Below are 21,200 nucleotides of genomic sequence, written 5' to 3'. Positions count from 1 at the left end.
GTGATCGGTAGCCACAAGCGAGTGAATGCCGTCCGATGACAATTCGGAGCCTGTGTTTGTCATCAAAAGAGTGACGAAGTTCCACCTGCTTCCCTTGCAGGATCTGACGGATATCTGTTTCATCTGAAGCATGGTGTTGCCGGAGTCACGATAAAAGCTGGTTACGCCTTGTCTGACGAATGCCATAAATGTCGCATTCACAAATGCTATTAACTTAAAAATTATCAAAAATTCTTCTTTTATTGGCAAATCTTGGTGATCTGGAGTATAGTTATTTAGCCAACTTTGTAGCCAGCTTATGTAGTCAACTTATGTAGTCAACTTATGTAGCCAACTTATGTAGCCAACTTATGTAGCCAACTTATGTAGCCAACTTATGTAGCCAACTTATGTAGCCAACTTATGTAGCCAACTTACTTATAAGTTATTAATTAGCGCGCAACGCCATCAAATAAATCGCCAGCAGCCTTGACCTGCCCGAGCCGGGCTTGAGACATCACTTTTTCTTGATATGGAACAGGTATGAAAATCTTCCCTTTGATTGGCTGCACCCTGGCATTGATGCTTGGCACCCAGGCTCAGGCTGCACCAGTGAGTAACTTGAGCAGCGGGCGTTGCGAACGCACAATTACTGCCGATGTGGTCGCCATTGACCAGGCCATGATGATTAACCGTCTCGGGACGTCGCAACCAGCGGGCATGGTGTATGCGTTGAGAGGCGATGTAGTTGCCATCAATGGCGGTTCAGCAGGGCCGGGCAATGCGCAATTGCGGCCCGGCAAACGCCCGCGCCCCATGGTCTTGCGGGCAAATGTGGGCGACTGTCTGGTGGTTAATTTCCAGAACTGGCTCAGGCTACCCAATGCCAACCCCGACCAGCCGCTTACGCGAAATGCGTCAGTTCATGTGGCTGGCATGGAGTTGGTGCAATCCATCGCCGATGATGGCAGCTTTGTTGGCAATAATCCTGTATCTCCTGGCGGCAATAATAGCGGCATCATCGCGCCAGGCAAAGCAATCAGCTATCGCCTGTTTGCGGAAGAGGAAGGTAGTTTCTTGCTGTACAGCATGGCCGGGCAGGAACAACTGACATATGGTTTGTTCGGTTCAGTCAATGTGCAGCCGCGCGGGTCAGAATGGTATCGCAGCCAGGTCACACAGGCTGAAATGCAACAGGCATCGATTGCAGGAACAACGGCTTACCCGGTGATTAATTATGATGCGCTCGTGTCTGGCAGCAGTAAGCCCGTGTTGAAAATGCTGGATGCAAGAAATAATATTGTCCATAGCGATCTGACGGCCATCATCACCGGACCCAACCACGGCCCCTTCACCGTTAGTGGCACACGCAATCCTTCTTACCCGAATCCAGAATCACCGTACCGTGAAGTGACAGTGATGTATCATGAGTCGTTCACGCTGGTGCAGGCATTTCCGCAAATGAATAACGTCAATGATCCGTTGAACGGAGTCTTGAATGGTGCCAGTGATGCGTTTTCCATCAATTATGGATCGGCAGGTATTTCTGCCGAAATTCTCGCTAACCGGCTCAAGGTCGGACCAACTGCTGATTGCCCTGAATGCAAGTTTGAAGAGTTTTTCCTCAGTTCCTGGGCCGGTGGTGACCCTGCCATGGTGGTCGATAATCCAGCCAACCTGATATGTTCCCCCAAACCTTGCACGCCGCCAAAAGCCAGCGTGGCTTTGTACCCGGATGATCCATCCAATGTGTATCATACTTACCAGGGCGACCGTGCCCGGTTCCGTGTCTTGCATGCGGGGCAGGGTATCTTCCACGTGCATCATCATCATGCGCATCAGTGGCTGTATACATCTGATAGCGACACCAGCAGTTATCTCGACAGCCAGACCATAGGCCCAGGTTCATCCTACACCATGGATCTGGTGTACGAGGGTAGTGGCAACCGCAATCTGACGCCAGGTGACTCTATCTTCCATTGCCATTTCTATCCTCATTTTGCCAGTGGCATGTGGGCCTTGTTCCGCGTGCATGATGTGCTTGAGTTAGGTACGCCCCTTGGTAGTGATGGCAAGCCAAGACCAGGTTCACGGGCGCTGCCTGATGGCGAGATTGTGGCTGGTACACCTATCCCTGGTGTAGTGCCCTTGCCAACTCGCGCCATGGCACCATTGCCAGCGGCAGTGCATATCGACAAGGGCCAAGTCAGGGTTACTGGTGCAGGCAACCCTGGCTATCCATTTTTTGTACCGGGCATCGCCGGGCACCGGGCGCCACACCCGCCGAATGATTTTGCGGTGGAAAATGGTGTGGCCCTGAATGGCGGCTTGCCACGTCACTTGATTGCCGGTGGCACGATTTCTGTCGATAAGTACACGCCGACTGACTTCACCAAGGAAATGAGTAGCATCAAGGCCATAGAATTGCCAGAGCAGGGCACCGCGACAGAACAGGCGGCGATGAGCATGCATGAACAAAAGTCAGTTGCCACCAGATTACCCGATGGCAGCCCCGCACAATTTGCCATGAATGGCTTGAAGCGTGCGCCTGGCGCCCCCTTTGCCAACCCCGCCAGAGGCGCAGTGGACACGCCACCGTTACGCATCTACAAGGGTGCGGCGATGCAGACTGACGTGGTACTCAATAAAAAGGGCTGGCATTTCCCGCAACAACGCATCCTTGCACTGTGGCAGGATGTCACACCCATACTCAGCGGTGAAAAGCCACCAGAACCATTGTTCTTCCGCGCCAACAGCAACGACCTGGTTGAGTACTGGCATGCCAATCTGGTACCCAGTTATTACGAGCTTGATGATTTTGAGGTGCGCACACCTACCGATATCATAGGTCAGCATATCCATCTGGTTAAATTTGACGTACTTGCTTCTGATGGCGCAGCCAATGGCTTCAATTATGAAGATGGCACCTTCAGCCCGGATGAAGTGCGTAGTCGTATTGACGGCATCAACCGGGCAGGTGGCATAGCAGTGAATGGCAAGCAAGTAAAATTGAGCCCTAAAACCATACCTGCATTTGGCAATGGCCCAACACCAGGCAGCATGCAATGGCTGGGCGCGCAGGCTACGGTGCAACGCTGGTGGGTTGATCCTGTACTGGACAAACAGCAAGCAGACCGTACCCTGCTGACAGTATTTACCCATGATCATTTTGGTCCATCGACACACCAGATGGTGGGGCTGTATGCCGGGCTGGTGGTAGAGCCGACAGGTTCAAGCTGGACCACGGCTGATGGCAAAACCAGGATGGGCACACGCAATGATGGTGGCCCTACCAGTTATGCCGCCAACATATTGCCACGCCAGGGCAAGGCATACCGTGAATTTGCTCTCGCCGTTGCCGACTCACAATTTGCCTATCTGCCAGGTAGCCGCACCAGTTTCGATTGTTATCCTGGGCAAGAGCCCAAATATAGCGGTTGCAAACCAAACGCGAAAGGCACTTATACAGGCTGGGCCGATCCGCTTAACGGTATCAACTGCAATGGTTGCCTGCCGGTGGCCATCAGCAATCCAGTGAACCCACCTGTACCACCCACCACTACGCCCAGCATCATTGCCGGTTTTGGTGTCGGTGTGTCGGTACTCAATTACCGCAATGAGTCATTGGCATTGCGGGTTGCTTCACCTGCTGGAGCTACTAGTCCCACTGGTCCTGCTACCGATTCGGCTATGGCATTCAGCTCCATTCCACGCAATGATGTACAGTTGAATGTGCAGCCTGCGGGTGGGTCAGCCATCAATCCCAAATGCGTCAGGAGTGCTGACAATCCTTGTTTTATCTTCCCTGTACAGGCCATCAGCGCACAAATGGGAAAAACCGATCCTTACACACCGCTCTTGCATGTCTATGAGAATGACCCTGTGCAATTGCGCCTGATCGATGGTGCTCTGGTCGGCAACCATAACCTTACTGTCAATGGCAATAAATGGCTGTTCGAACCCTTTAACCCTGACTCGGGTTACCGTGGCAGCCAGACTATGGGCTTATCTGAGCATTTCGAAGCATTGTTTACTGTCCCGCAAACTGGCAAAGCCCAGAACCTGGATTATCTGGTCAACCCCGGCAGTGCGTATGATGGCTTGCTTAGCGGCGCATGGAACCTGATGCGCAGCTATAACCAGCAAGTGTCCTGGCTGGCTCCCTTGCCCGGCAACCAAAACATCCAACCCGTGCCGACCACCATGCCAAGGCTCAGCACGGATTGCAGTTTGCGTCAGCCCTGCCTGCGTCAGTTCAAGGTATCTGCAACCACAATACAACAATTGCTGGGCCCAAATGGCACACTGCTGTACAACAGCCGTGGGGCTAATCTTGGGAACGCACAATTTTCCACACAAAGCCTGAGCGACCCGAATGCCATCATCTACGTGCAAGACCAGGATCTGAACCCGAATGGCACACTGAAAGCTGGCCTCAAGCCAGAGCCACTGACCTTGCGGGCTGCCGCTGGCGACGTGATCCAGCTGCAATTGAGCAATCGTGTCCATGCCAAGGCGTCAGTGTTTACCACGGGTGAGTCAGCAGCGCGCCCCACCAATGGTTTTACCGATGCCTATGCCAACATCAAACTGCTGCCATCCAGCCAGGCTGGTTTGCATCCGCAATTGCTGGCGATGGATATCAGTCACAGTGATGGCATGAATGTAGGTAATAACCCAGTGCAGACTGTGGCGGCCTGCAACCCGGCACCTTGTACTGGCACACCGCCTTCCGTTACCTATACCTGGTATGCCGGTAACCTGAAAAATGAAAACGGAGTCACCAGGGCCACCCCAATAGAATTTGGTGCCCTGAACCTGACGCCTGCCGATATGCTGATGCAGGCTTACCACGGCTTGTTTGGCGGCATGATCATAGAGCCGCTGGGTTCGCAATGGCAAGACGACACAGGTACCCATGTTTCTGCCACTGTGGTGCCAGCCAATGGCAAGCCTTTCCGTGATTTTGCGGTGTTCATGCAAACCGACATCGCCATGCAGTTAGGGGGTAATTCACTATATGGCGCGGGTATGCCATTGATGGCAGTCAACTATCGTACCGAACCTTTCTTCTACAGGTTTGGTGCACTGCTTAATCCAGGGTTCAAGCAAAACAATTTGTCCATACCTGACTGGAGCAACCTGAAGGCCGCTGATCTGAACAATATCGGCACCAATATCAATGGTGTGCTGCCAAGCACCAATACCACTGCCGAAGTATCAAATACACTCATAGGCAGAGACCCGCAAACGCCGGTTTTCAGCGCCAATGCGGGTACGCCGGTACGCTTCCGCCTGCTTGGCCCGCCGGGTAATGCAGATGCGCTCAATGTCTTCGAGCTGACCGGGCATCAATGGCAATTCGTCCCTTATATCAACCAGTCAAGCAAGATAGGCAGCAACCCGGCGTCACCAGCGACTGGCACCACTTCGGGATATGGGACATCATCACACTTCGATGTCGTCGTTGACAAAGCCGGTGGCAACTTCGCTGTGCCAGGCGACTATTTATACCGTAGTTGGCCCAATGCACAGTATTCGACGGGTGGCTGGGGCGTACTGCGGGTTAACCGTATTGCGCAACGCGAGCCTGTCGATTTTTCGGATACCGTCGTTATAGATGAGGTCCTGGCCAATGGTGACAAGCTGGAACTGGCAGGCCGTGTTACTGCCCGCCCTGGCAATGTGCAATGGTCATTCGCTGAATTTGTAACTATCGTGACCGACGGCAAAGAGATCGCAACAGTCAAAGTTGATCAAAGCGGACGCTGGCAATACAGTGCTACTGCACAGATGCCTCAGATCCTGGAGGTGCGTTCAAACTTTGGTGGGCTCGCACAACATCAGCCAGTTGACTTGGTTAAAACCGCAGGGCTCATGCAAAATGCATTTGTAGAACCAGCAGTACCAAACACATCCGCGCCAGCAAAGCGGATAGTGCCTGAACAACTGAGCAGACGAAGGACGCGTTAATGGTATATGCAAATCAAAAGACCGTTTCCAATGTCGGCTTGCGCTGCTTGCAGCGGCTGTCGGGGTTCGTGTTTGGAGTGGTTTTTTTGATTGCTGGAGTAGAGGTTAAGGCAGCTTCAACCTCAGCCTCAGCCCCCGTAGCAGAGACAGCAGCGCCCAGGCAGGCTATCGCCAGGGCGGCTACCCCGTCTGGGCAAATCATCAAAGATGGCGTGGCTCTGCAACTCGAAGTTTCGCAATCAATGCAAGAAGGTGAAGAAGCACGCTTCACCTTGAACCTGCGTGATGCGGCAAGTTCCAACCCCATCCGCAATGCACGACCAATAGCCTGGGTCGACGGGCAAACCAAGGTGGACGAAAATAGCGAACAGGCTTGCCGTCGCAAGGTCGCCACCTTCATTGGTGGTGATTTGCTGCATGCGCCAGCACTAAGCCTGAATGCTTATTATGTGCTGGCAATGAATGAAGATAACTCCATTTCCGTCATCAATCCACAAACCGGTTTTGGTGGTTCAAAACTGTTGACCATGGTGATACTGCATGGGGTAGCGCAGGATTGGTTGCTGACACCGGAGCAAAACTTGTGGGTCAGTCAGCCGCAAGTAGATGAAGTGGCACTGGTGGATACTCGCATCTGGCAAGTCAGAACTAATGTGTCCGTTCCTGGTCATCCGGGACAGATTGTCTTGCGCCCCGGAGCGCAACAAATATGGGTATTAACCGACGAAGGCGTCACAGTGCTGGCCGCATCAAATGGTCAACTGCTGGCGACTATCAAAACCGGGCAGGGGCGCCACACTATCGCCTTCAGTGATGACGGCAAAAGTGCATTTGTCAGCAACGCCGCTAACAACAGCGTCAGCCTGATTGACGCGAGCAATCTCAGGAAAACCGCTGACCTTGCTGGCGGCATTCATCCCGTGGCCATGGCATGGTCATCCAAAGCACAATTACTATATGTTGCCCACGAAGGTGATGGTCAGATTATTGCCTTTGATGCCGCAGGAAAACAGGCCGCAAGCATCAAGACCTTGCCAGGTATCTCCACTATCCGTTTCGCCCCCGACGGGCGCTATGGTTTTATTCTCAACCCACAAAAAAACCAGCTTGATTTGCTGGATGCAGCCACCAACCAGATCGTACGAGGTGCTGACATCACGCATGGGCCGGATCAGGTCACATTTTCTGACCGGTTGGCTTACATACGGCGGCGTCATAGTGAAATCGTGCAACTGGTGCCACTTGATGCGATAGCGCATGCCATACAAACCGGGCAAGCACTGGCACTGGCATCCGTCAGCAATGGACAAAAAGCGTTCCACAAGGGCAGCAACACCCGCAGCCTGGCAGACACTACGGTAATAGTACCCAACGGCGCAGCCGCCTTGCTGGCAAATCCCGCTGACCGCACCATCTATTACTACCAGGAAGGCATGAGTGCACCTGCTGGCAGCTTTCGCAACTACGGTCACGAACCACGCGCCGTGCTGGTGCTGGACCATAGCTTGCAAGAGCGGCAGCCCGGCCAGTATCAGGCCAGCGCCCGCTTGCCAAAGGCTGGCAATTACCAACTGGTGTTTTACCTCGACTCTCCCAAGATGCTGCACTGTTTTCCAGTTACTGTGCAAGCTGATCCGGCCAAACCATTGTCGGCCAGCTACGCTGTGACACTGACTGGCACTGCGCCTGCTCTGATCAAGGGAATTAACCAGAATCTGCAATTCGCTATCCGCGATGCTGTCAGTGGACAAATCATGTCTGGAGTCTCTGATTTACAAGTCTTACTTTTTAACACGACAAACAACCAGCAACTTCAACTGGATGCGCATGAACAAAAAAACGGTGACTATGGCATTACGTTTACGCCGCCCGGGAGTGGGCATTATTACGTCTATTTTCAGGCAACATCGCTGGGCATGAGCTGGAATCAGACAGCGCAACTGGTGTTGACTGTGAAATAGTTTTCTCCAAAATCGGGATGAATATGAAGCAAATGATGAAAGACCTCCCAGGCATGATAAACCAAGCATTGAGATTCATAGCATGTTACAGCCTTTGGCTGTTGCTGTCGTTTGCATCATCATCTGCGCAGGCAGCAATGCGTCCCATACCTGACGCCCAACTGATCAATCAGGATGGCAAGAATTTATCCTTCTATCGTGATCTTGTGCAGGGCAAGACTGCCGTGGTCAATTTCATCTTTACATCCTGCACCATGATTTGCCCCACACAAACGGCGACCCTGCGCCAGGTTCAGCGTGACCTGGGGACCCGGGTCGGACGCGACGTGGTTTTCATTTCAGTCAGCATTGACCCCAACACCGATCAACCTGCGCGCCTGAAAGCTTTTGCGCAACAGTTTGAAGTAGGCCCTGGCTGGCAGTTTTTGACGGGGAACAAAACAGTGATCGACAAGTTATTACGGTCCCTGAATGCCGGCGTGGGCGACAAAAGCAATCATAGCGGCCTGGTCCTGGTCATCAATGAGAAAAAGAACGCCTGGCAGCAATTGGCCAGCCTGCCTGATGCAAAACTCATCTTGAACACCGTTGAACAAGTGGCCGGACCTGACCCTGCTTTGCAGACAGCTAATGGGCGATATTTTCCCAATGTGCCTCTGCAAACGCAAGATGGAAAAACCGTGCATTTTTTTGATGACGTCATGAAAGACAAAGTGGTGCTGATCAATTTCATCTTTACCTCTTGTCCAGGCATTTGTTCCCCCATGACCGCCAATCTGGCCAAAGTGCAGCCCTTGCTGGATTCTCGCGTTCAAATGGTCAGCATTACCGTCGATCCTGAAACCGACACACCAAAAGTGCTGAAAGAATTTGCCAGCAAGTTCCAGGTGCGTCCGGGCTGGCTGTTCCTGACTGGCAGTGCGGAAAATATTGCCACAGTTGCGCAGAAACTGGGTGGTAGTGGCGTTGACAAAGACGCCCATAGCGCCGTTTTATTGGCAGGTAATATGCAGACTGGCGACTGGAAGAAGTTGCATGCAACCGCCAGACCGGAAGACATTGCCGTAGCGGTAGGGAAGCTGCTGCCAGCACGATGACCAGCAAGATAGCGAACACAATAGCGACAAAACCCTGGGTTGCCTTTTTCAAAAGTGTATTGTGGCTATCATGGCTCTCATGGTTACTGTGTGCAGACCTTGCCACAGCCGCCGATGATCAAGCCTGGCAACGCGGGCAAGCCTTGTATCGAAACGGCTGGAATGGGCAAGCAGCATGCATACGCTGCCACGGCAGTCTTGGTGAAGGCCGTGAAGAAGGAGGCTTGCGCGCGCCAGCCATAGCTGGCAGGTCAGACCGGTTGCCTATACTACGCGCCATGCTTGAGGGAGTGGGCAGTAATGGACAAGTCCTGCATCCGCTCATGCCACGTTACCAGTTTGATGCAGCAAGCCTCGATGATTTGCTTGCCTATCTGAATGTGATCGGTAAGGACACGCCTGGTGTGAGTGAATCGGTGCTGCGCATTGGTGTCATGTTGCCGCCCACTGCCTACGGTACTGCCATACAGGCAGGTTTGAACACGGCATTTGATCAGGTCGTGTATGGGCGCCAGCTACAGTTGCTCATCAATCCGCCGCCAGGCGAAGTGTTGGTCGAAGTTGCCAACCTTCAGGCTACCCACAAGACTGATCTGTCAAACAATACCAATAACGCACGCTACACCACAAATGCAGGCAGTGGCACACCAGTCATCGGCCCTTTGCCTCTGCCTGGTACGGTCAATTTTTCCGATACCGTTTCGCCAGGTAGTTTTCATCTGCTGGCTTCCATGCGCGAGCAAGCCAGGGCTTTACTTACTCAGGTCGCACTGGATTATCCTGGTGGAAAAGCAGCACAACAAATTAAGTTGATATATGGCGCCGACTATGACGCCGGCCATGATCCTGCTTTACAGTTATTGCTGGCGGAATTGCGGGAACAGGCTGGTTTGCTCCACCAATCCCTGCGCGAGCAGGTCTGGCCAGCCAGGCCAGCCAGGAAATCCATACAGGGTGAAGTGGTGATTTTTCTTGGTAGTGCTACCCATTTACCTGACTTGCTTGAAGCCGGTGGCAACGGCCTGATATATGCCAGCGCCATACATTTAGGCCCAGCAAGCTTGCGTCTGACACCTGCGCAGGCAGGGCGGTTACGCCTGCTGTTGCCATGGCGTACAAGAAGCAGCTCATTTGACCTGGCTACCGCCTACGGCGATGCTGCCTATGCGTCCGGCCTGGTACTGGTTGAAGCGCTCAAGCGCTGTGGTCGCCAGTTGGGGCGTGCCGATCTCTTGCAACAACTGGAAAACCTCAGGGATTTTCCGGTTCCAGATTTTGGAAAAATCAGCTTTCGTCCTGATCTGCATCATGGCAGCCATGCCGGACAATTGCTTGCTGTTGACGTTTATCACGGTGTATTCAGGGTATTGCGCACCTGGCAGTGATTCAGGTAATGAAGTGCAGAAGTGCAGAAGCACAAGACAAAGAACCGATTGCACCATCAAGTCAGTTGCACAAGCCGAAGCCGCAAGTCTGCATCGCTACTGGCAACAGCCATGTGCATATCTTCATGAATGAAATGCCTGATGTACCAGGCACCATCCCGGTTAACACAGACATGCTTGCCGCTCCCATCAGGGGTAAGGCGCAGGGAAGGAAAATCCATGGACAAGCCCAGACCCGTGCATTTTGCTACTGCTTCCTTCATGCTCCACGTCGCCAGGAAACCTTGTTCCTCAGTTTTCTCTTCAGTGTATTCCTGTAAGGATATCTGATCTTGTGGATGTGCAATCTGCTTCCACAGGCTGTCATAACAGATGTTTCTTGGCTGTTCAACGTCAATACCAAGCGGATGTCTTACACAGAAAGCAAGTGCAATCCAGTCACCACTATGTGATAAATTAAAATGCAGGTTAACGTCGGCCAAATAGGGCTTACCTGCCGGCCCCGCATGAAACTGCAATGCTGCGGGAGACTTGCCTGTCAACTGCGCCAGCACTTGCCGTTTCAAGCCATGGGCAACCAGATAACGCTGGCGGTCAGCTACAAAAACGAAGGCCTGGTATCTGGCCATTTCCCTGTCATTCAGCAAGTGCAGGGGAATGATACTGGCCATGTCGCGTTTCGCCAATATCACCATGATCTCGTTTTTATCCAAAGCCAGGGAGCCGGCGACTTTTTCCATTGGCCAAACTGCTATTGACACAATAATACTTCTCCCATTTTGTGTTCACTGGCCCTGAGTGCATCGTGTAGCCAGCCCAGCAATTCCTGCCGGCGCTGGCGCAGGAAAAAATGTCCTCCGTCCACCATGCGCCAGTCAAAACCGGCACCGGCATGGCGTCCCCAGCGGCGTGCTTCTTCCACCGTGACCAGATGATCATCGCTGGCGGCCACCATCAGCATGGGGACATTAATCTTGCTATCTGCAAGCGCGGTATAGCCTTCCGCCAGTGCACTATCGTTACGCAATATCGGCATGATGGTACGCATCATTTCAGCATCGGCCATGATCTCTGGTGGCGTACCGCCCAGATGCCTTACCTCACCGGCGAAATCATGGTCGTTATAAGTCGATACGCGACGTTTCAATGGCAGACTGGGGGCAGGGCAGGCCATAAGAAACAGCAATGCCGGCTTGCGCCCCATAAGTTCAAAACGGCGCGCCACTTCATACGCGATCTTGCAACCCAGGCTGCATCCCATCAAGGCCCAGGGCAGATGAGTGTAAGGTGCAATCGCTGCGACAATCTGGTCCACCATGACCTCCATGTCATTGATGGCAGCTTCTGTGAGGCGGCTTTCACGCCCGGGCAGTTGCAATGGACATACGCGCCAGGCTGGTCCCGCATCACGCGGCGGTAATTGCCATTGACGATATACCGATGCACCACCACCAGCATAGGGCAAGGCAAACACATTACACCCACGGCTGGCATCAGGGGTGGAAAATGGAAACCATGCCGACGCCGACGCGGCAAGCGTTGCCGGATTTTCCAGTTGATCAAGCCTGGCAGAACGTTCCAACAGTTGCGCGGCAATGTCCTTACTGACCTTGCCTGCGTTGGTGTAGTCACGCCGCAAATGAAAGATATGGTAGTCAGCACGCCCATCCTGCAATGCATGGAACAATCCGGATTCAGGCTGGGCCAGATAGCGTTCCAGTTCTGCACGCAAACCTGGTTTGTTGAGTGCATTCAGGGCATTGTCCAGGCGAGTCCACAGACCTGCAGGGCTGGCTGTTCTGGCAGCACACACTTGCCTGCTAACAGAGCGTTGACGCTCCAGTACGAAACCTGTTTGTTGCAGCGCCTGGCGTACAGCGTCCAGCGCATCGGCTGCCACTACGTCTGCATAGCAAAAGCGCCCGCCAGGTTTCAATACACGATAAGCATGCGCAAAAAATGCCGGCAAATCCGGATAGGCACCGGATGACTCCAGATTCAACAACACATCCACACTCTGGTCCGGGTAGGGCAGGCGACAGGCATCGGCAACCTGGAAGCGCAAACGGGCATGCTGGTGGCGCTTGCGGCAATACGCAATATTGGCAGCACTCAGGTCTGCACCTGCCAGATTGCTGTCAGGATATAAGCGTGCAAGCAAGGCCAGCGCACCACCACGACCACAACCCACATCCAGCACACGTTTTCCCGTCAGCGGTGTGTCTCCCAGCACTTCCAGTATCAGGCGAGCCTGGGCCATGCCGGTTTCTCCCGGCGGGAGTACGTTTGATGCCCAATCAGGCAAACCAGTTTGTGGAGCGTAACCCCAGTTCAGGTACAGCGCATGTTCTGCCAAACCGGCATTTTCCAGCACCTCGGCCAAGCCTGCGTAAGCCTGACGGTTACGATCCAGTGTAGCGGACGATGAAACTTGAGGTGACATTGCAGCTTGATTCATGTCTGGCACTCCTTTGCATAGGCAAGCGGGTCGGGATAAGGGGGCGCTGGCGGTGGCCGGCTAGTCAGTTGCGCTGGACCGACAGCACGCATGATGCCCAGCCAGGCATCGCCATGCGCTTGCCACCAATGCTCTTGGTGAACCGGCGCGTCTTCCTGCATCAATTCGTCAAGCGCGGCATGAATTGCCAGCGAAAAATCATGTGTTGCTGCTTCAGTCAGACTGGGCCCATGCTGCTTGCCAAATATCGTAGCTGTCGGTTGCCGGTTGAAACGGCTTTCCGCGAAGTGATCTGGTGCCAGCAGATAAGATGACTGGGCGTCATCGCGCTCATAGTCTGGCGCATAGATGGGATGACTCCAGACGACAGGTCCATAACTATTGGCCAGCAAGACATTGCCTTCAGGGCCACCGATAGCAATACGGTGCATTACCAGGCTATGGTGATCGGGGTCGTCCGGATCCAACCAGGTTTGCAGATTCAATGAAAATGGCACGCCACCTATCAAGCCCTGTACAGCACGGAAGGGCCAGGGCGATGTATAGTCAGCAAGCCATTCAGCAAGCTCAGCATGCAGGGCCAGGGGTTGCGAGCATGCAAAAGGGGTAGCCTTACCCAGCGCGCGGCAAACAATGTCCAGGCTGGAATACAGCAGTTGCAAACTCGTCGTTATTTCTACGAAAGCTGGTGGCCGTTGCCTGGCACTCTGTCTTGCATAATCAATGAAACGCTGACCGGCAGGCAGATGCGGATAAAAAGTATTGACGTGATAGCATTTTCCATGTTGTGCCGCCAAGGCACGCAGGCGCAAGATGTCGGTCGGATGCACCGGATGCTCCTGCAGCACATGAATACCTTTTGTCAGCAGACTGCGCGCCAGCGCCGAACCGTCCCCACCAACAATCGCACTGCGCACAACGACACAGGCAATATCAATATCGTCCGGCAGATGGGCGACATCGGTGTACAAGGGTACTGCCAGTTTTTCAGCCAGTGCCAGCGAACGGGCACTGCCACGTGCCACGATGCCTGCCAGGCGATAGCGTGGCAAATGCGCAGGCCGGGCAGACCACAGATGTTCAGCGCAGTTAAGTGCCGCCAGATAATGTTCACCAAAACGGGTACCACAGACAACCACATTCAGAATATCAGCCATGTACCGCCTCTTTGACTGGTTGCAGCAAGTTTTTGGGCGCGGTATTCCAGGCTGCCTGGGAGCTAGCCAAAACCTGCAGGGTAGTGGCCAAATAACGCATCAGCGTATCGCCCAGTTCCCTGGCTAACAAATCTGTACGCAGATCAATGTTATACAGCAGTGCACTTTCTTCCTCCAGTACCTGGAAATGTAGCGCAGTGCCTGGCTGTGTCGCAATCTCATAGGCTGGCATCCCCAGCAAGGGATCGGAGGTTTCTGGAATTGCATAGGTGGTGCGTACACCCAAAAGACTGGTCATGGCGACAGGCGGCAATGGCGGACCATCTACACGTTTTGTACCTGCTACACCAGCAGAACAATACGCCGCCAGCACGCCAGCACCATCCAGCAGATCGGCAGCCAGTCTTTGCCGGATAGCCTCGCCACACGCCTGGGCCAATGCCATAAAGCTGCCAGCATCAATACGGCAACCAATTACGGCACAGTCACTGGCATCCAGCATGACGTTACCTATCTGTGCGTGCAAGGGCTTGCGGTCCGGGTAATCAAGTCGCAGGCTGAAGTCAGCTCGTTCCGAGCATGCTGCAATAGCTGTGGCATACGCCGCCAGCATGACAGCGGTGCCGGTCAAACCTGCTTGTGTGGCGGTCGCTTTCAATGCCAGCCAGTTTGTGCGTGGCAGGGCATCGCGCCATACCGCCGTGTGACCACCAGATATTCCGGATATTTCGTTTTTGGCTGATGCTGTCAAAGGCGGGGGCGGCGGTAATTGCGCCAGTTGCTTGCCATATGTCTCTGACTGTTTTTTATAAACAGAGGTCGTAGTCAAGGCCTGTTCACACGCGTAATAGTCATGCGCACCAAATTGCAAGGCAGGTAAACGGCGTTGCGGATCAAGCACCCACAAATGCAATTCGCGCAACATAATGCGAAAACTCTCTATATCCGTCAATGTTGTGTCAATACGCAGATGTATGCGCAAGATATCCTGATTTTCCAGATAAATCCTGCTGGCGCGCCAATCGAAATGCGGCCACTGCTGAAGATCAGTTTTTGCCAGCGTCATTTCTTCCCGCAGAGCAGCCAGCGCATCATTCCTTTGCTGGATCGACAGACCACGCAGATCAATCGACTGGATTGGATAGTGGCTTGCCTTATCCATGATATGTAAATCTGCCTGTGCGTCAATTGTGCTGCGTAGCGCAGCATGTCGTTCCAGCAGCAATTGCCATGCACGTTCAAAAATATCCAGATCAAAATGGCCTGGTTTATCAAATTCCACATACAACTGCTGCGGCAAATCATTGCTGCGCAACTGCCAGCGCAGCTTGCGCAAGCCTGTCAGCGCTTGCAATTTATTGTCTGAACGTGGCAACACATCGCCATTACCGGCCAGCCAGCCACCTTCGCGCTGTTCCAGTTCCAGCAGTGCCTGGCGCAAACCTGATATGGAAGGTGTTTTTGTTTCGGCGGCCAGTTGTGGATGAAGTGCTTGCACCAATACCGTTGCCAGTGCCGCCAGGCTACCACCTTGAAATGCAACTTCAGCAGACAGTTTGAATCCCAGTTCCTGCTGTATGGTTTCGCTCAACTCCAGGAACAGCAAGGAATCCAGGCCCAGCTCTACCAGTTTGGTGTCTGCATTCACGTCTGCTTCAGCACATTGCAGCAAACTGCCCAAACGACTGCGCAAATAACGGTGTGCTGCCGGCAAGGCGGATGCCGCTTCTGCCTGCAACAAGGCTGTTACCGGATCTGCCAGCCCATCCATCTGCAATTGCAGCGCGGCTGCCAGTGTTTTTGGCGTGTCAGCCCTGAACAGCATCTCGGCAGACAAGGTCACACCATATTTTTGTTTTAACTGCTCTGCCAGATCCAGCATCAGTAATGAATCCAGACCCATCTGCACCAGCTTGCTGTCTTCATTCACCTGATCGACAGGGCAACCAAGCAAGCCGGCAATATGCAGACGTAATTGCTGGGGCAGGGTCATGCCGGAATTGTCAGCCACAGCCTGCTTTTGCATACTTGCGGCGAGCGGTACAACATCTTTCCAGCAAGCGCCAAAACGTGCTTGCTGTGCAGGCGTTGCCTGCGCTGAAAAGCGTTTCCAGTCAACATGGCAGGGCAGGTAAACCGAAGCATTGCCGCCCATGGCTGCTGCGAGCAATGCCCATCCCTGTGCGCTGGACATCCCCAGCATGCCACGTTCGGCCAGATAAGCAGCCAAACCCTGACGTGTCTCGCTTTCTATCTCTCGCCAAAAACCCCAGGCTAGCGCCAGTGTGTCATAACCGGCACGGCTGCGATATGTGGCCAAACCCTCCAGCATGGCATTGGCCAGCGCATGGCTTCCCTGTCCGACCGGACCAAATGCACTGGCAGCGGAAGAAAAATACACTGTCAGCGCTGGCTGCAACTGCGCTTCCAGTGTGTGCAGACGCAAAGCCGCGCGCAATTTGGTCGACAGACTGACTTCCCAGTCTTGCGGTCGTATGGCGCTCAGAGGCGCATCATTCACGACACCTGCGAGATGAAACACAATGCCCAGTGATGGACCATCCTTCAGTCTTTGCAGTGCAACCGTAAATGCTTTTACATCTGTGACATCCGCATGGGCATCAATCTCTACCGTGATACCCTGAACACGCAAGATATCCAGAGCCTGTTTTTCTTTGGCGTCCGGCAGACGACGTGTCAGCCAGAGCAGATCACGTGCGCCGCTGGCAACCAGCCACTTTGCGAGTTCCAGCCCTAGTTCACACAAACCTCCGATCAGGACATGGCGTCCCTGTGGCAGGGTAGCTGCTGCTGGCAAGCGTGATGGCGTCAATTGTTGACGATACAAGCCTCCCTCCCGCAAAGTCAGTACCGGTGCCTGGCTTGACTGTCCATCCCGGCATAACTGCAACAGCGTCTGTACCTGTTCTTGTACGCTGGCGTCGCCAGTATCGAGTTGCACGCAATGCAGACCAGGCATTTCCTGTCTTGCAACTGCCAATAATCCACTAATGCCTGCGGCTGGCCAGGCGGTACATTGATCCGTGTCTGTCACTGCATAGGCATGTGGGCTGATGACGAATAAAGCTGGCACGCCGGGCAGTACTGCCAGTGCAGACATCAAATTCACCAACGGCGTCACGCCTGCGGTTTCAAATAAAGAGACGGCATCGTCGAGATCATTGACGGGTGGTGCTTTATATACGACTGCATCAAATGGTGTATCCAGACCTGACACATCTGTACCCAGATGCGTTAACAGTGCGTCTTTATCCTGTGCAAGTTTGTCCATAGAGAGCAGGCTGCACTCAACACCCGATTTATTTAATACCTGCCTGAACTCTGACTGATTTTCATCACTGATATACAGCACACGCCGAGGTAATGGCAGCAACTGACTGGTCACAGATACTGGTTGCCACTGCCAGTCAAACAGTTCGGCGTCACCTTCGTTGTTCCACAAGGATGGCAGACAGGCAGGGTGGCGCAATATAGTCAAACCACGCAGATCAAGTTGTACCTGACCCGTGGCGTCAGTCACCACAGCCCCATGTTCAGTAATGTATAAACGCAGGCTTTGCAGGGTTTCTGAAGAAACAGGCCAGTACAGGCTGCCTATGCCAGTAAACAGGGATGTATCATCACTTAAAGCCTTGATGACCCGATCAAGCAGGCTGTGGCCGGAAGGATCAAAATGTATGGCCTCAACACCTTGTTTGTCATGCCTGCGCAATCCCCGGGGGTGTGACACTGTCGCAGTCAGCAAAGTTTGCGAAATGCCGCGTTCATCCTTAACTACGGCCCGCAGACTGTCACCGCTGCAAGTCAGTGTTAATTGCAAAGGGGCAGGTGCATTGCTGATATCAAGGTGCCAGCGCAGTTGCTCCAGCTGGCAGCGTGTGGCGGGTGTTGAAGGTGTTAACTTTGACAGCCAGGCGAGTATGGCTGTGATGATATTACCGACAGTTGGCTGCTGTATCTCTAGCACATGTGCCGTATCCGCAGTTATCACTGTACTAGCTGGACTAATCGGGATGAGCGAATTATCTGCAATGCTTGTCGCGACCGCATGTGTACCTGTACCAGGCCAGCGGGCCACCAAAATCTGTTCACCCAGTGCGTGGGCAGGCAAGCCTTCTCCGGGCATGGCGTCGACCTGGGCAAAACCGGCATCTGTCAGTGCCTGCTGCCAGCGCAGGCGGCTGGCGAACAATTCGCCGTCACGCTGATCGCTGTCGCTTAAGGCTGGTACCAGAGGGCCAAAGACAAAGTCGAACAATTTTTTCGGTGTCGTTATTTCACGCATCATCAGCACGCCGTCTGGTGCCAGTGCCGTGGCCAGATTAGCCAGCATGATGCGTAAATCAGGAGCATTGTGCAAAACATTGGCGGCGACAATCAGGTCATATCCACCAGCCGCCAGCCCCTGGGCAATAGCTGCCCCATTCATGTCAAAACTTTGATATTGCATGAAAGGGTAGGCCGCAAATTTCTTGCGTGCCTTTTGCAGGAACAAGATACCCAGATCGGTGAAAGTGTAAAGCTCGCAGGCACCGGCAGGTAATTGCGCAAGGATGTCGCGGGTCGTTCCACCAGTTCCTCCACCCACTTCCAGTATCCGCAATGGGCGGTCATGTGCTTTCGCCAGGCCGGCGACTGTCGCCGCAGCAATGCGGTTCAGGTACACCGAATACGGTTGGTCCTGGTACATATGTTCGACATCATCAGTAGCCGCACCGGGAAAAACAATGCTGACCGCATCCACTTTTTCGGCCAGCATATCGGCCAGACGTGGGCCTGTGCGTTCGACCAGATCAGCCAGTTGCTGATAACCCAGTTCACGCATCAACACCAGCCACGGGCCGGGGTCAGGTCGTATGTCTGTACGCAAGTGACGAAAACTTGTTTGTTCTCCTTCGCCACGTTTTTGCAGCAAACCAGCATCGGCATGGTCACGCAGCAGGCGTGTAAACAATTGCCGGTAACGCGCTGGCGCTCCGGCTGCCTGCAGGCAAGCATCCACATCCATCCATTTATCGTTGTCATTGCTTTCAAACACACGCAGTGTGGCAAATGCCTGGCCAACATAGGCGGCATGCAGCGCATCAACCCCTTCATTTTCGCGAGGCAGGGCCGACAAATCCAGGTCGGCAGCCAGCATCGCAGCGCTATGATGGCCAGCATTACGCATGGCATGCCATGCCGGATGTCCATCATCGCTGGTGGCGACCGGGGTGTTGACTGAGGTGGTAACTGAGTTGGCCACTGATGCAGCCCCCGGTTTTGTGTACCAGCAACGCTCCCCTTCAAAAGGACAAGTCGGTAACAGGGCGCGTGCAACCGGGCGAATGGCAGAAACAGGATGCTGATCCCATGCAGGCCGTTCGGCAATTGCCTGTACTGCGACAAAATCAGACAAGACCTGGTTGTCAACTCCAGGTGTCAGCGCATTGGCTACCCAGGCCTGGATCTGATTGCTTTGCAGCTTTTTCGTTTTGGCTCCATCGCCATCAATAAAGGCATACAGCAGGCTGATGAGGTCATCTGCACCATCGGCCAGCAAAGCCAGACGATAAGGATACACACTGCGATGATGGACGCCGGTGGCGCAATAATCTGCCAGTGACTGATCGGCAGTCCATTCACACAGACGCCATGCATGACGCTGCGCCAGCGTCTTCAAAGCTGCTTCACTGCGGGCACTGAGCAACAACAATACCGGTGTTCCATTCGCCGGTGTCAGTGCAGCACGTAGTGGAGCCTGTTCCAGTATTGCATGACAATTGGTACCGCCTATGGCAAAAGCACTGACTGCTGCGCGGCGTGGGCCTTCGTTGAGGGGCCATGGCAATAGCATTTGCGGAACAAAGAAAGGGCTGTTTTCAAAATCAATGGCAGGATTGGCCTGTTCATAATGCAGGCTGGGCGGCACCTGGCCAAAGTGCAGTGCCATGGCCGCCTTGACAAAACTGGCTACACCTGCTGCCGTATCCAGATGACCCAGATTGGATTTGACTGAACCCAGGGCGCAATACTGGCTTGCCCCGGTGTGCCGGCGCCAGGCTCGGGTCAGGGCTTCCACCTCGATAGGGTCGCCCAGAGGAGTTGCCGTGCCGTGCGCTTCGACCAGGCCTATGCTGGCTGGATCTATCTCGGCCATGACCAGGGCCTCACTGATGACGCGTGCCTGGCCTTCTGGCGATGGTGCGGTGAAACCAGCCTTGCCGGCACCATCATTATTGACGGCAGAACCACGTACGATCGCCAGCACCGGGTCGCCATCGGCCAGAGCACGCTCCAGCGATTTCAACAACACCACCGCAACACCATTGCCTATCGTGGTGCCACCGGCATCTGCATCAAAGGGGCGACAATGGCCATCGTGGGAAAAAATCATGCCTTCGCGGTGTACATAACCGGATTCTTGCGGAAAGCCGATACCGGCACCGCCCGCCAATACCATATCGCATTCACCGCTGGCGATCTGTTCACAAGCCAGATGTATCGCCACCAGGGAACTGGAGCAGGCTGTCTGCACCGTCATGCTGGGGCCGGTCAAACCCAGCTTGTAGGACACGCGTGTGGCAAGATAATCCTTGTCATTGCCGATCAGGCGGGCGAAGGTGGATGGTGAGGCGATTTCTTCCATTTTGTCGAAAGTAGCTGCGGGATAGCTACTCATCTTGCAGGCGCCGATCACGCCTATCTTCAATTCATCTCCTCTGGCTGCCAGTTCGGCAGGTGTATGCCCGGCCATTTCCAGCGCTTCCCAGGCACACATCAGAAACAGCCTTTGCTGCGGATCAATGGATTCTGCTTCATGACGCGAATAGCCAAAGAAACCCCAGTCAAAGCGGTCGGCATTTGCCACCACCGCAGCAGCGGGTACATAACCCGGGCGCTGCAACAGGGCAGGGTCAACGCCGGCTGCAGTCAATTGTTCTGCATCAAAAAAATCGATTAATTCCTCGCCATCTGCCAGTCTGCGCCAATATTCGAAGATATCGTCAGCACGTGGCATGCGGCAACCAGCGCCGATGATGGCGACAGGCATGGTGTCGCCATAGTCTGGTACGGACGCCGGTTTGTTGTGATTGCTTGTATTCATCATATTCCTTGAGTTCATTGTCTGTTGGTAGTGGGGCGCGATACCACTGAATACCACTGCAGCCCCACTGCAAATATTGGCT

General features: G+C 53.8%; 8 protein-coding genes. 4 read left to right on the top strand and 4 right to left on the bottom strand.

What is annotated here, in order from left to right; all coding sequences use genetic code 11:
• Nucleotides 1-522: 522 nt before the first annotated feature.
• The 4 genes from H8L32_RS06665 (at nucleotide 523) to H8L32_RS06650 (ending at nucleotide 10,395) form a co-directional block, all read left to right on the top strand.
• Nucleotides 523-5,952: a cupredoxin domain-containing protein gene (locus tag H8L32_RS06665; RefSeq protein ID WP_186946406.1), complete on the top strand. Its 5,430-nt coding sequence runs from the start codon at nucleotides 523-525 to the stop codon at nucleotides 5,950-5,952.
• Nucleotides 5,952-7,913: a YncE family protein gene (locus H8L32_RS06660; RefSeq protein ID WP_186946405.1), complete on the top strand. Its 1,962-nt coding sequence runs from the start codon at nucleotides 5,952-5,954 to the stop codon at nucleotides 7,911-7,913. Before H8L32_RS06665 ends, H8L32_RS06660 begins: the two co-directional genes overlap by 1 nt.
• Nucleotides 7,914-8,050: 137 nt before the next feature.
• Complete coding sequence (locus tag H8L32_RS06655; RefSeq protein ID WP_222619247.1) at nucleotides 8,051-9,010, top strand: SCO family protein; 960 nt, start codon at nucleotides 8,051-8,053, stop codon at nucleotides 9,008-9,010.
• Entirely contained in the window at nucleotides 9,007-10,395 is a 1,389-nt protein-coding gene (locus H8L32_RS06650) for a cytochrome c/ABC transporter substrate-binding protein (RefSeq protein WP_186946403.1), read from the top strand. The genes H8L32_RS06655 and H8L32_RS06650 overlap by 4 nt, the downstream gene beginning before the upstream one ends.
• Nucleotides 10,396-10,451: 56 nt before the next feature.
• Here the strand turns inward: H8L32_RS06650 and H8L32_RS27670 are convergent, their stop codons facing one another.
• From H8L32_RS27670 to H8L32_RS06635, 4 genes are read right to left on the bottom strand one after another with little or no spacing between them, the layout of a single operon-like run.
• Nucleotides 10,452-11,135, bottom strand: coding sequence for a 4'-phosphopantetheinyl transferase family protein (locus tag H8L32_RS27670; protein ID WP_230412094.1), 684 nt, complete (start codon nucleotides 11,133-11,135; stop codon nucleotides 10,452-10,454).
• 11 nt (nucleotides 11,136-11,146) lie between these two features.
• Entirely contained in the window at nucleotides 11,147-12,853 is a 1,707-nt protein-coding gene (locus H8L32_RS06645) for a thioesterase domain-containing protein (RefSeq protein WP_230412093.1), read from the bottom strand.
• Nucleotides 12,850-14,010, bottom strand: coding sequence for a Gfo/Idh/MocA family oxidoreductase (locus H8L32_RS06640; protein ID WP_186946402.1), 1,161 nt, complete (start codon nucleotides 14,008-14,010; stop codon nucleotides 12,850-12,852). The genes H8L32_RS06645 and H8L32_RS06640 overlap by 4 nt, the downstream gene beginning before the upstream one ends.
• Complete coding sequence (locus H8L32_RS06635; RefSeq protein WP_186946401.1) at nucleotides 14,003-21,118, bottom strand: beta-ketoacyl synthase N-terminal-like domain-containing protein; 7,116 nt, start codon at nucleotides 21,116-21,118, stop codon at nucleotides 14,003-14,005. The genes H8L32_RS06640 and H8L32_RS06635 overlap by 8 nt, the downstream gene beginning before the upstream one ends.
• Between the last annotated feature and the right edge of the window lie 82 nt (nucleotides 21,119-21,200).

Source organism: Undibacterium hunanense (assembly GCF_014284335.1).
GTDB classification, from domain to species: domain Bacteria; phylum Pseudomonadota; class Gammaproteobacteria; order Burkholderiales; family Burkholderiaceae_D; genus Undibacterium; species Undibacterium hunanense.
The sequence above is the reverse complement of the archived record's forward strand: the minus strand, read 5'-3'. Positions and strand labels throughout refer to the sequence as shown.